The following is a 12,875-nucleotide window of genomic DNA, read 5'->3' as shown; positions in this document are numbered from 1 at the left end:
GCCTGTTGGCCTCCTGCATGGATGCCATGACCACCGATCCCTTGTTGAAGGAAGAATCTTGTGACGAGATCGTGGTGCGCGAGGATTCATCCGACCTGTATCGCTTCCCCCGGGTCACAGGGCGTGGACGATTACCTTTCAGCATGATTTTGTCGCAACACATCCGCCAGCTTGAAAATCTCTTCCCAGTAATGCAGGTAGTCAGGAGAATCCTCACGGGCGTAGTTGAGGTTTTTGAACAGACTGGTCAGCCGCGTAAAGAAATCCCGCACCTCCTGCTTGTCGGCCATTTCGTATTCTTTGTCGACAATGGTGCAGATCAGGTCGAAACATTTGCGTTGCCGCGCCAGTGGCACCGAAACGTCGACCGGATCAAAAGCATCTTGTTGCAAGTAGACCATATCGAGAAACAAGGCCTTCTGATAGGTGTAATAGTCTTCCAGCGTAATGCCCTCCTCCCCGGTCACTTGCATCATTTGCAGCACTTCGTCTCCCTTGCGCAACAACGCCAGCATATGTTCGACGCGTGCAACCCAGCCAGGTGCGATTTGCTGCTCGTACCAATTGCGCAGTTGGTTGAGATAGCGTGACCAGGAAAGCAATGGATCCACAGAAGGATAAAAACGTTTGTAGGCACGGTCGGCGGACAAGCCAAGAAAGGCCTTGACTGTAGCCAGCGTGGACTGGGTGACGGGCTCCTCGAAATTCCCGCCAGCGGGTGAAACCGTACCGATGATCGTCAGGCTGCCCTCACTGCCGTCGCTGTTGCGGATCACGCCGGCGCGCTCGTAAACGCTGCGGATGGCCGAATCCAGATAGGCGGGAAAAGCTTCTTCGCCTGGAATTTCCTCCATCCGGCCGGAAGTCTCGCGCATTGCCTGCGCCCAGCGCGAAGTGGAATCGGCGATCAGCATGACGTGATAACCCATTTGCCGGTAATACTCTCCCAGGGTAATGCCGGTATAAATCGAAGCTTCGCGGGCAGCCACCGGCATCGAGGAAGTGTTGCAGACAATTACCGTGCGGTCCATCAGCGAACCGCCTGTCTTGGGGTCGATCAGCTTGGGAAATTCATGTATGGTCTCGACGACCTCACCAGCACGCTCCCCGCAAGCGACCACGATCACCACATCCACCGCCGAGTAACGGCTGATCAAATTCTGCAAGACTGTTTTACCCGCGCCGAAGGGACCGGGAATGCAGGCTGTGCCACCCAGGGCGATGGGGAAAAAGGTATCGATCAAACGCAGGGTGGTAATCAACGGCTGCTCGGGATAGCAGCGCTGCGACAGGCGATTGCGTAGCAGATATCCGGGAATCGGGCGGCGCACCGGCCAGCGTTGCAACATCGTCACGGCACGCTCTCTGCCCTGTTCGTCGCGGATACGCGCAACTGGCGTATCCACGGTGAAATTGCCTTGCTGGATCCAGGTCACCTCGATTTCGCCTCGCTGATCGAAAGGAATCATGATGCGGTGGGTAAAACTGCCTTCCTGCACTGTTCCCAAAGTCTGGCCGGCACGCAACCTCACCCCAGCATCAATCACCGGCACAAAAGACCATTTCCGGCGGCGGTCCAGGCCATCGACCTCAGCGCCGCGTGGCAGAAAAGTACCATAGCGATCGGCCACTGCCGCCAGCGGATTTTGCAGACCATCATAGACTTGGGCCAGCAAGCCCGGCCCCAGCTCCACCGAAAGCATCTCGCCCGTCAGTTCAACCGTATCGCCCACTGCCAGGCCGCGGGTGTCTTCAAATACCTGTACGGTGGCCTGATTGCCTCGCACCTTGAGCAATTCGGCTTCCAGCCGCTCGCCACTGGCGGGACATAAATAGACTACTTCATTCTTCATCAGCGGGGCATGCTCGCCCTGTTCAAGCAAGGCTTCGATGCCGACGATATCCCCTAAAATACTGGTCACCACAACCTTGGACATGTTTGTTAACTAGGCTCCTGCTGATTCGAAAACAAGCTTATGATCGGCGAGCGCATCGTTCACCATCGATTCAAAGCGACTGACCGCAATGCCTTCATGCTGGCGACTGAACCGGTCGAGAATATTCCAGCGCATCATATACAATACCACTGCATCGAAGCCAAAATCATGGCGATCATCCACGCGTTGCAGGCGCCGCCAGGATTCACGCATCAACAGGCGATCGAGCGCCAGACTATCGCCTTGATGCAACAAGCGCGCTGCTTCATTCAGCCAGCCGAACAGATGGCCAAGCCCGAAAGCCGGATCGTGCCAATTGGCGAGAATATGCCCAGTGTATCGGCTGATCGCCCAGGGTTCACCGGGTTGGGGCTTCCTGTCCAGTTCACGGCGGCGCAGCGCGGCGATCAGCGTGCGCAGTTCCAGCCGGTCCAGCATCAACTCGCGTAGAAATAAACTTTTCTCACCTGCCATGAGTTTATTCACTTGGTCAATCATGGTCGCGTCATCGCGCTCCAACGGTAAGTGGCTCCAGTGAATCACGGCATGGATACGCTGCATGCGCTGCGCATCTTCTTCGCTCAGCAATGCCAGCGCCTTGCCGATCTGAATCCGGGTGGGCGGAATAAAACGCTGCTGACTCAACGGTGGCGGCAAGTACGGAAGGCTGCTCAGCAAGAGCGTATAACGGGTGGCATCCCCTGTGATCACCGTACGATTCCTTCCAGCAAAGCGCGGAAACGTGGCTGAAGGTGGGCCAGCAACAGCCTGGCAATCGCCTCATCCGTCAGTTCCACTTCCAGGTCTTGCCCGGTCAGGCGCAGCGTGATGCCACGCTGATCCACGGGCGTATGATTGAAAGTCACACCCTCGCGCAGCAACGATTGCGCGATCGCCAGCACGAAGTGACTCAGACTGCCTTCCTTGAGCGTTTCAGGATGACGGCGCAATTCATCCAAACCGATCACATCGCGTGGCAACAACACTTCGATTTGCTCGACCTGATCTAGCCCCATGTCTTCGCGTACGCGTCCGGCGATGGTCAGGATCATCTCGCGCAACAGCGCCTCATCGCGCAGTTGCTCGCCAATCAGGCGCCGCACTTCAATCGCAAAACGCTCACCGAGAAATCCCTTCATATTCAGCACCGCATCGCGCGCAGCAATCTGCAAGGCTTCTTCACCGGAACGACGCAGCCGTTCCGCCTCGTCCCTCGCCTTGATCAACATTTCCTCAGCCTGCGCGCGCGCCTGATTCGTCAACCAGGTGGCACGGCGTTCGGCATCCTCGACGATACGTTGCGCCTCCTCGCGTCCCTGCTGCACGCCTTCTTCTCGCAAGCGGGTGATGAGTTGCTCGACACCTGACGACACCTTGCCTGCCATCCCCGCATTATGGTTTGCCATCGCACGTCCTCCTGATCAATCTGGAATACCCGCACTGATCACCAGCGCAAAGATGAAGGCAAACACGGCGAAGCCTTCGACAATCGCGGCCGGTGCCAGGGATAAGCCAAAAATCTCGGGCTTGGCCTTGGCGGCATTGATCGCGGCGGCACAGGAGCGTCCCTGATAGACCGCACTGACCAGCAGCGCGACCCCGGCCAATAATCCAATCCCAAAAATCCCCGCCGCATTGGCCCCGTTCAGCTCGCGATTGAGTGTAAACATCACCACGATGCCGTAGATGATCTGCGAAGAAGGCATGGCCGAGACACTGAGGTACTTGCCATGCCCCCCTTCGGTCTCCATCATCGCCCCGATGGCGGCCTGTCCGGCTATCGCGCAACCGATGATGCTCCCGACCGCACCCAGGGCCATGGGCGCATACAGACCCAGCCACCCCAATATCAGCACCCATTCATTCATGTTGAATCTCCTTTTTCTCAAACGCGCGGAAAGGGTAGCCCTCATCCGACAGGCCCCAGTTGTAGAACTCGATAAAATTGAGACGCAGGCCATGCACGACACCGCTCATGATCGCCAGGGCCAAGTTGAGGGTATGGCCAAGCAGCAATATCAGGATTCCCAGCAGCACGCCCAATCCCGGCATCGCCTCCATCACTTGATTTGAGAGCTGATTAAACGTCAATGCCAACGAAGCGCTGGCCAGGCCCAGTGCAAACAGACGCATGTAGCTGAGCACATCGCCGAAGACCTTGGTAATGTTAGTGAAGACATAAAGGCCACCCAGCAAACGCAGCAGCATATCTTTCAGCGTATGTACCGGTCGGCTGCTCCCATAAAAAACCACTATTAGCGCGCCTATGACCATGCCTGACCAACCGGCTGCATCCAGCGATACGGGCAATACTTCGGCTTTTACCGATCCCAGCAATGCTCCACCCAACAGAATGATATTCCAGCCTACCGCTACCAGCGCGCTGTGATGGCCCCAGTGATAGACTGCTTTGAGGCCATTGGCGAGCATGAGGTGTAGTACCCCGATTATTACCGCGATCGTTATCATCATGTCAGTATCGTTGATATCCAGCCGGTGCATTTCCGACAGCAGACTGCCCTCAGCAGGAGTCAACCCAAAATAGCTGCCTACCAGCACTCCATAGCCAATGGCCATTCCCAAGGTAGCGCCGACGAGATGACGTAACCTTCGTCCCCCATGACTGCGGCCGAGACGACGCCAACCGGCCAGTAAACCCACCCCCAGCAGCATGGCGTAGCCTGCATCGGCCATGATCATCGCAAAAAACAATGCGAAGGAAAGAAACAAGACACGTGAAGGATCCCAGTCACGATAGCCCGGTGTCTGAAAGAAACTTACCAACTCCTCCCCACCGGACAAAGCCTGGGGATTGCTGAGCAAGGTTGGAGGACGATCTTCGTATGTAGGCTCCTCAGTCAGCAGCGCCAGATGATTTTGGTCGGCAAAAGTCTGAATCGCGGCCAGACGAGGTACCGCAACCCAGCCCTGGACCACAAACAAGCAATCTTCTTCCAGACTGGTATCGGCCGCATGCCGCAATGCTGATTGATCTTCGGCACGAGCCAAATGCTGGCTCATCAGAAAAATCCAGCGGGTCAGGCTGTGGCGTTCGAAGTTCAGTTCCTCGATATGCTGGCTATTGCGTTCCAGCAAGTGATGCAGGCTGGAAAGCGAACGGTGCCCCACCGCGCTGCGCGGCACCGGCATCTGCCCCGCGGCGGGTGGCTGTTTACCGATAACCACCACATAGGCATAGCGGTTATCACGTTGCACAATCTCGTAGACCAGATCCTTCGAAATCCGGTCTATCTGATAGATAGGCACCAGATAATACCAAAGCTTGTACCCCCCTATTTCATCCGCCTTGGGCGGTTTGAAATCTCCCCAGGGCGCTTGCAGCCGGATATGCACCTCTAGCTCTTCCTGGCGATGCTGGGCGGCAATCAGTGCCAGGCGATTTTCCTCCACTTCAGCCACCACTTTATCCATATCGAAGTCTGGATCCTTGCGTACCTGCAATCGCTTGACCGGTGCATCGCCCAAATAACGTAGCGCACGGTAAGCCGCTTCGGGGCGGTTGCTGGCTGTCTCGCTACCCGGCTCGCCGGTCCGCAGCGGATTCAGGTGCAGACAGCCAAGATGCTGCAGACGATCAAGCACCGTTCGTTTCTCCGCCACCATGCCACATAGGGTGATACGCAATAGTTTGACGATACTCATTGATTAGAGCCCATTTAGCTGGTTTTCAACAACAAAACGATCACAAATACGGCCGGCCCATGCTAGCCACGATCAAGATGCCGTGACTTGGCGAGCTTGGCGCGCACCACTGCGGCACGCTCCCCGTCAGCCAGAAAGATGCCGATCTTTCGGATATTCTCGCGGGTACGCGGAATCAGAACCTTGTCAAACAGATTGACCCGCTGGGTGATTTTTTGCACGGCCTTATCCAGGCGGTGCAGGCGTTCCTGCTGCACCTGTATGCGCACACGCAACGTTAGCGCCTCAGTCATGAGTGTTTGTACCTGATCCACCCAGTGCGGCCGGATCAGAAAAGAATAAGCGCGCCGGGTGATCTGTACGGCGCGCAATACCGGCAGGCGCGTGCCCAGCAGGTTTTCCTCGGCTAACTCCGTGCGCTGTATGGTCACCAGCTCTTCCAGCCCCACCTCATAATCGGCCAGCATTGGCAATTCGCTACCCACGATGTGCTGCAATGCAGTCAGGCGTGCTTGTGTTTCATGCAGCGCCTGCCGCGCCTTGCTGCGTTCAGCGATCAGTTGTTTGCGCTTGAGATCCAATGATGGCAAGAAGCGCTGATAGATCGTGAGCTGGCGCGCCTCTTTGTGTAGCGAAGCTTTACTCAGGGCAAGACGAGCCACAGGCTATCCCTGTACTTTATCAGCCTGGGTTGACGCTTTAACAGCCTGATCGTTACGTGGATAATATTTGTCGATCAATGCCTGCTTCATCAACAATTGCTCTGGCTCGAAGCATTCGGCAAGGGTTTGCCAGCTGAGATCCAAAGCTTTTTCGAGTGTCATCGATACCTCAATTTTCATAAAACGTTCCCGGAACCGCTCACCGAATTTCAATAGACGATGATCGTGTGCTGACAACTCAAATGCCATGGCCTGTTTTTGGCGCGCATCACAGGCCTCGGAATAGAAGCGGATCATGGTGTTCATAATTTGCGCGTGATCATCACGGGTGACTTTGCCGATCACATGCTGCTTGAGACGTGACAATGAGCCGAATGGATCCAATACGCCATGATGCAGATAAAACTGACCCTCGGTAATATAGCCGGTATTGTCCGGCACCGGGTGGGTGACGTCACCGCTGGGCATGGTAGTGACCGAAAGAATGGTCACCGAGCCAGCGCCCTTGAAATCGCAGGCCTTCTCATAGCGCCGTGCCAATTGGGAGTAGAGATCGCCCATATAGCCGCGATTGGAGGGCACTTGATCCATCGCCACGCCCACTTCCTTCATGGCATCGGCGAAAGCGGTCATATCGGTCAGCAGCACCAGCACCCGTTTGCTCTCCTCGACCGCAAACCGTTCTGCCACCGCCAGCGCCATATCAGGCACCAGCAGGCGCTCGACGACCGGATCAGAAGCCTGATTGACAAACATAACCGTGCGGCCAAACACCCCCGCATCCTCAAACGCGGTGCGAAACAGGTGATAGTCATCGAAGATCAGCCCCATGCCGCCGAAGACCACGACATCCGCGTCTGCCTGAATCCCGACGCGGGCTAGAAAGCTGTTATAAGGCTCGCCGGCGACCGAAAATATCGGAATTTTCTGGCTCTCCACCAGGCAATTAAACAAATCGATCATCGGCACATCGGTACGGATCATGCGCGAGGCTAGCAAGCGGCGCATCGGATTGACCGAAGGGCCACCGATCTCGATATGCGGGTCGGCGGAAAGATCCGGCCCGCCATCGAGCGGCTCACCTGCCCCACCGAACACTCTCCCAAGGATATTAGGCGAATAGACCGCCTGCATGGGATGCCCCAGAAAATGCACCGAAGCCTGGGTGGAAAGCCCTTTGGTGCCGGAAAAGACCTGCAGGGTCACCACATCGCGATCCAGCCCGATCACCTGGGCCAGCGAGCGCCGCCCATCGATATTCCGCACCGCCGCCAGATCGCCAAAGCGGGCCAATCCCGTACGCACGCCTTCGATCGCTCCCAGACGAATACGCATGATATCTCCGATTATCTCCAGCACCCGGGAAGAGCGAATCAAGGTTTGGGTCATAATTATGGGCTCGCTTGGTTGGTTTTTGTTTACTATTCTTCATGCTTGGGCATGATTATGCAAGCCTGGATACCACGCTGTACCGAAAGATCCCACCGGTCCGGCAGTTATCGATACCCTTTCATGGCGCCGAAAAATTCGACTAATCGCGTTCGCCGATCAGTATTCTTCCATAGTTGGAGGGGATGGTCACGGCAACATCGGTGGCATGGGCCGCGAGATCGAGTGGCCAGGCGTCCTGCTCGGAAGCGCCATGCAGACAGTCAAGCCAGCGGCCAGGATATGGGAACGGCACCTGGAGCGTGCCTGCCACAGCGCCAAAATTGATCAGCACCATCGCTGCCGGCAAGGCCGGGTCATCCGGACTGCGAAGATAGGCGACCAGGCCACGCCCCAAGTCGGAACGGTCAGGGTAATACCAGGATTGGCGGCTGCGCAAACATTGATAGTGGTGGCGCAACCGACCCAGACGGCGATAGAGATTGGTCAGAGTTCGACCGCCCGTCTCATAGAAAAAATTCCAGTGTAGCGGCCGGGCAGCCAGCACTCGGGAACCGCCGTCGTCATGCTTCCCGTAAATCTCACCGAATTCCTGACCCTGCCACAACAGCGGTACGCCCACCGCGGTCATGAGCGCAATGGCAAACGGTTGCAGCCGGTACCAGTGACTGCGATCGCGGTCGAACAGGTCAAAACCGCCGTGCCAGGGACTGTGCTCGCCACTCAGCAAGTACATGAGCCGGCTCTTGTCATGCGATTCGACAAATTGCAAGGCGGCCACCGGGAAGGTATCGCCGTTGACTGGATGACTGTATTGCACAGGCCAGGGATCGGCCGAATCAATCAGGAGCAAATCGTGAATCAACCCTTCAGGAACCGGACCGGGTTCGGCCCGGACCATGGCCTGAGCCTTCAGCATCGGCCACCAGCGTTTGCTGGCGGTCGTGTACGTCTCGCGCAAAACCGCCTTGGGCCGGTCCAGATACTCCGCGGCCTGAATGATGCCGCTGTGGCCACCGGGACGCTGGAAACGAGGCATTGACTTGCTGGCCTGATAAGTGTCGTAGACCAGCCGCGCATACCCGACGCCATTGGGACCATCGTAAATGCCGGGCACATAGTCATAGCGGAAACCATCCAGATGCAAAGTCTCGATGAAATAGCGGTTGACGGCAGCAAAGTAATCGTATGCCAGGGGTTTATGAAAATCGGTTCCGATGCCGAACATAGTTTCAGCGAAGGGACCAATCATAGGATTGTACTCACCGGTAGCCGCATACACCTTGCGATAGCAGAACTCTTCATGCATATGGGCATAGACGGCATCGTGGATTACTGCGATGCCTTCGGCGTGACAAGCATCCACCAGCGCAGCCAGACGCGCACCGCCACCGTAACGCTCTTCAATGGCAAAGTAACTGAGCGGCATGTATCCCCAGCGATAGGGCTCGGGCACGTTCGTGACCGGCATCAGCTCAATGCAATTGATACCCAGCCCTTTGAGATAAGGCAGGCGATCGATGACACCATCAAAGTCGTTGGCAAAGTCATCCACCATCAGCTCATAAGCGATCAGGTCATCAATGGCCGGCACCCGGAAATCGGCATCAGTCCAGCTTGAAGAGGGTCCCGGGGGGAGATCGAAAGCGCTCAAGGTACCCACGCAGCTCAATGTCGCGTACGGATCGGCAAACCAAGGCACGCGGATCTGACCATGGCGCTCCAGCCGGTAACGGTAGACATAACGACCGCTCTCGCCAAAGTGGCCATGCCGTGTCAAGGCGGTCAGCTCGCCATCGAACTGCCACAGTCCGTAGCCGCCACCTGCAAAGCTGAGTTCAGCAATGCTGGCGGGCACATCCGGATCAAACTGATCGATGCTGTGGATGATGTCGGCAAATAGCCGGTAGCCTTTGTCGGGTGTGATATGGGGCAGCAGAATCGCAAGCCGCAGCCGGCCACTGAGGTCGGTATGGGCACCAAGCTGGTTGAGGTCGATCATGGGGAACCTCCTGGGCAGTCGGATTGAAATCTCTACACCATTCGGTTCTCAGCAGCCGGACATTTGTGGCGAACAGCCTGGGTTTTGACTGCTCACAATCGAAAAAAACCGCTCATCCAGCCCGGACTGATCCGCCCGCTCGGTGCAGGTGGGTATGGCAAAAGTATAGCAATACTTGGCAAGGTGAAAATCATATTTATCACCCACCGTCAAGCTTATTAAAAATAACCAATTGCTTCTGTGTTGCCTTCGGCGTGCGTTAAAACCCCCGGCATCCGGATTGCGCTTTTCAAAGCTGAGCCAACACACATCAGGGTACGCGCCCCCTGTTGTTCAGTGTTTGTGATCAAGGTGGCACGAGAGCTCTTTGGGATGCGTACTTGGCAGATGAGAAAGCGACTGTTGTTGAGTCTGGGTACCTATGGGTCGCGAAACAAAATAAGTGTAATGATTGGGTTGTTATTTGCGAGGATGAGAGTTCATCATTATAGACTTGGCCCCGTCGTGCTGCGGGAAATCCGCACGCTACGTTCTGTGGGAATCGGTGGCGGGTGACTGCCACCGATGACCCGGTCTGAGGGTTAGATACCCTCAGCTACCCGATTAGCCGCCAACTCTCCGGCACTACGCAACATGACGACCACGGTGAGAACGGTGCTTCAACAGGCTTTCTGCTGGGATCGCGAATGTCTCGTGCAGCCCTTCGATCATGCGGAGTGTCAGAGGCCGTTTCCGAGCCAAGATTTCATAGACCCGATTCTTGCGGCCAATGACCGGAACAAGGTCTTCAACGGTAAGACCCTGCTGCTCCATTCGGAACTTGATGGCCTCTACCGGATCTGGGAAATCCATTGGATAGTGATCCCGTTCGTAGGCCTCCACCAGCGTTACGAGCACATCCAGCCGATCCCCTTCGGGCGAGTCAGCCGCAGCGGACATGAGGCCTTCAATTTCCTTGAGGGTTGCCTCGTAGTCAGCTTCGGTTTTGATGGGACGAATTTCCATAGATCACCTCAAATTGTCTGAGCATCAATTTCGTCATACTGCGTGTGAGTCCCGATGAATCGGATGTACACGACACGGTAGGCGTAGTTGATCCATACCACCAGGCGATACTTGTTCCCGGCGATGTTAAAAACGACGCGGCCATCTCGCAGAATACTGGCGCTGGAAAATTGAGCTTTTACATCATTGGGAGTGGACCAATCAGCCTTCAGGGTCTCTCGATACCAAGCCATTCCTGGCTCGATGGAATCCGCACAGGAAGACGAGCTTTCCCAGAATTTTCTCAGCGTTGATAGAGCGATAATGCGCATGACTGCATTATAGTCCCATATAGGGACTTATACAACCTCAAGGACGCGGGAACGCTTTGCTTTTTAAAAGGGTAGAGTAGAGAACAGGCCTGCGCCTGCCCTCCCTCATCAGTAGGGTCGAGTGCTGGCGCGTTAACCCGGGTAATATGTACAATCCCCTTGTCACTTGGCGCCTTTACAATCGGCAGCCTGTACCTATCGGATTGCACTTGGCCCCCGGGCAGGACAAAAAGTGCTGACGTTGAGAACTGCTCCTGCACAAAGCGCAATACCGCAGTCTGTTGATGCATGCTGTGCCAATGCACACGGCTTCAGCCTGCATGCCGGGGTACGTTGCGCCATGAACCAGCGTGGCAAGCTGGAACGCCTGTGCCGCTATATCGCCCGGCCCGCGATTGCCGATGAAAGGCTGGCGCGCAATAAAGAAGGGCAAGTGGTGTTAACGCTGAAAACGCCTTATCGGGATGGTACGACCCACATCGTCCTGTCGCCACTGGAGTTCATGCAACGACTGGCCGCGTTGGTTCCCCGGCCAAGGCTTAACCTCATTCGATTCCATGGCGTACTTGCGCCGAACGCCAAACTGCGCAGCGAAATCATTCCTGGCGGCAAGAAAAGCAAAAGCAATGTATCCGATACGGCTGACGATGCGCCACCTTTTCCAGCCTCGGTACGCATCAGTTGGGTGCGTTTGCTCAAGCGGGTATTCGATATCGATATCGAACACTGCCCGCAGTGTGACGGAAAAATGAAAATCATTGCCGCCATCCTGGAGTCCAGCGTGATCACTAAAATTCTTGACCATCTTGGCTTATCCTCCCGAGCGCCACCCAAAGCACCTGCGCAAATCTTTGATCCTTTCGGGCCAACCTGATCCCAGTCTCATCTTTTTCAGTTCACTTCCTGACTGCGCTGACCTTTCCCCATGGGCGTCTTTCGCCTAAAGCGCTAAAATGCGGCAAAATCTTTGACTTTTCGTTTTAACTGAACCGGAATATAGTCATTTTTCGATCGATTATCACAGTGTTTGACAATTGAGCCATCTTTCAGTACATTCAAGACTTATGAAAAAGGTGGTTTATTTTTCCTATACGCATTCATGAGCCTGTGAATACATCCCCACTTTCAAAGACTAGGCTGCACTGACATGCCGGTTATTTGGCAGCAATTCTCTCACCTCCGGTACTTCTTGAAATTCTCCGCCTGCTCGAAGATCTCCTTGTATACCTCATCCCTATCCACTGGCGGGTAGCCGTGCTTGCCCAATAGCAGGATCAGATCCACCTTGAGCTCGGCTTTGATGTCATCGCGCTGGCTCCAGTCGGTGTATTTGGCCTTGTCGTCCACCACATCTTTCACGGCCTTGGCCAGTACCAGGAGCTTGTCTTCCGGATAGGTGAAATCGTACTTCTGCGCCAGGCCCTTGAGGATGTCGTAAAAGGCCTTTTCTTCCAGGTCGATCCCCAGGTCGGCAAAGGAGTCCTGTTCCTGCTTGAGGGCGTGGATCAGGTCGATGATCTCCACGGTGAAGTCTTCCAGCACGTTGCTGACCAGCACGTCGTCTTCCTTGCGCTCGTTGTACTTGTCCACCAGAGACTTGAAGCGCTCGGCAAAGTCGATCCCCCGGTTTTTGTTGACCTTCTTGAAGTCGTCGATGGCCTTGGCCAGTAGCTGTTGCAGCAGCTTGATCTTGGTATTGGGCAGTTTGATCTTCTCGATCTTGGCCAGGTAGTCGTCATCGAAGATGTCGATGTGGTCGGCCTGATCCTCGCCCATGCGCAGGATCTCCTCCACCCCGTCGCTTTGCAGGGCCTCGGTGATCATCTCGCGTACCCTGGCGTTCATCTGCGCGGTGTCGGGGGCCAGCTCCTTGGTCAGCTTGAAGACGATGGAGCGCACCGCCAAG

At 55.7% G+C, this 12,875-nt stretch carries 12 protein-coding genes; 1 reads left to right on the top strand and 11 read right to left on the bottom strand.

Annotated elements, in window-relative coordinates; genetic code table 11:
* Positions 1 to 131 precede the first annotated feature (131 nt).
* From ABTW62_RS12480 to ABTW62_RS12435, 10 genes are all read right to left on the bottom strand, one after another.
* Positions 132 to 1,937 carry a V-type ATP synthase subunit A gene (locus ABTW62_RS12480; protein WP_430904901.1) on the bottom strand — a complete coding sequence of 602 codons (1,806 nt, stop codon included), beginning with the start codon at positions 1,935 to 1,937 and terminating at the stop codon, positions 132 to 134.
* 9 nt (positions 1,938 to 1,946) lie between these two features.
* The gene (locus tag ABTW62_RS12475; RefSeq protein WP_430904900.1) at positions 1,947 to 2,648 is read right to left on the bottom strand and encodes a hypothetical protein; all 702 of its coding nucleotides are present in this window, start codon (positions 2,646 to 2,648) and stop codon (positions 1,947 to 1,949) included.
* On the bottom strand, positions 2,645 to 3,343 hold the full coding sequence (locus ABTW62_RS12470) for a hypothetical protein (protein WP_218132829.1): 699 nt from the start codon (positions 3,341 to 3,343) through the stop codon (positions 2,645 to 2,647). Before ABTW62_RS12470 ends, ABTW62_RS12475 begins: the two co-directional genes overlap by 4 nt.
* A gap of 15 nt (positions 3,344 to 3,358) precedes the next feature.
* On the bottom strand, positions 3,359 to 3,805 hold the full coding sequence (locus ABTW62_RS12465) for an ATP synthase subunit C (RefSeq protein WP_090415413.1): 447 nt from the start codon (positions 3,803 to 3,805) through the stop codon (positions 3,359 to 3,361).
* Positions 3,798 to 5,600 carry a V-type ATP synthase subunit I gene (locus ABTW62_RS12460; protein WP_430904899.1) on the bottom strand — a complete coding sequence of 601 codons (1,803 nt, stop codon included), beginning with the start codon at positions 5,598 to 5,600 and terminating at the stop codon, positions 3,798 to 3,800. Before ABTW62_RS12460 ends, ABTW62_RS12465 begins: the two co-directional genes overlap by 8 nt.
* 62 nt (positions 5,601 to 5,662) lie before the next feature.
* Positions 5,663 to 6,262 carry a V-type ATP synthase subunit D gene (locus ABTW62_RS12455; protein WP_430904898.1) on the bottom strand — a complete coding sequence of 200 codons (600 nt, stop codon included), beginning with the start codon at positions 6,260 to 6,262 and terminating at the stop codon, positions 5,663 to 5,665.
* Positions 6,263 to 6,265: 3 nt separating this feature from the next.
* Positions 6,266 to 7,651 carry a V-type ATP synthase subunit B gene (locus tag ABTW62_RS12450; RefSeq protein WP_430904897.1) on the bottom strand — a complete coding sequence of 462 codons (1,386 nt, stop codon included), beginning with the start codon at positions 7,649 to 7,651 and terminating at the stop codon, positions 6,266 to 6,268.
* 142 nt (positions 7,652 to 7,793) lie between these two features.
* Positions 7,794 to 9,653, bottom strand: coding sequence for an alpha-amylase family glycosyl hydrolase (locus tag ABTW62_RS12445; RefSeq protein WP_430904896.1), 1,860 nt, complete (start codon positions 9,651 to 9,653; stop codon positions 7,794 to 7,796).
* Positions 9,654 to 10,277: 624 nt separating this feature from the next.
* Positions 10,278 to 10,658: a helix-turn-helix domain-containing protein gene (locus tag ABTW62_RS12440; protein ID WP_090415400.1), complete on the bottom strand. Its 381-nt coding sequence runs from the start codon at positions 10,656 to 10,658 to the stop codon at positions 10,278 to 10,280.
* Between the two features lie 8 nt (positions 10,659 to 10,666).
* Entirely contained in the window at positions 10,667 to 10,969 is a 303-nt protein-coding gene (locus ABTW62_RS12435) for a type II toxin-antitoxin system HigB family toxin (RefSeq protein WP_090415397.1), read from the bottom strand.
* A 232-nt stretch (positions 10,970 to 11,201) separates the two neighbouring features.
* Here ABTW62_RS12435 and ABTW62_RS12430 point away from each other — a divergent pair, with 232 nt between their 5' ends.
* On the top strand, positions 11,202 to 11,843 hold the full coding sequence (locus ABTW62_RS12430) for a transposase (RefSeq protein WP_430904895.1): 642 nt from the start codon (positions 11,202 to 11,204) through the stop codon (positions 11,841 to 11,843).
* Positions 11,844 to 12,142: 299 nt separating this feature from the next.
* Here the strand turns inward: ABTW62_RS12430 and ABTW62_RS12425 are convergent.
* A partial coding sequence (locus ABTW62_RS12425; RefSeq protein ID WP_430904894.1) for a DUF3387 domain-containing protein occupies positions 12,143 to 12,875 on the bottom strand: 733 nt, incomplete at its 5' end.

Origin of the sequence: Nitrosomonas sp. ANs5 (assembly GCF_050584665.1) — a bacterium.
Classification (GTDB): Bacteria; Pseudomonadota; Gammaproteobacteria; order Burkholderiales; family Nitrosomonadaceae; genus Nitrosomonas.
Note: the sequence above shows the minus strand (reverse complement) of the source record. Positions and strands in the feature narration are given on the sequence as shown.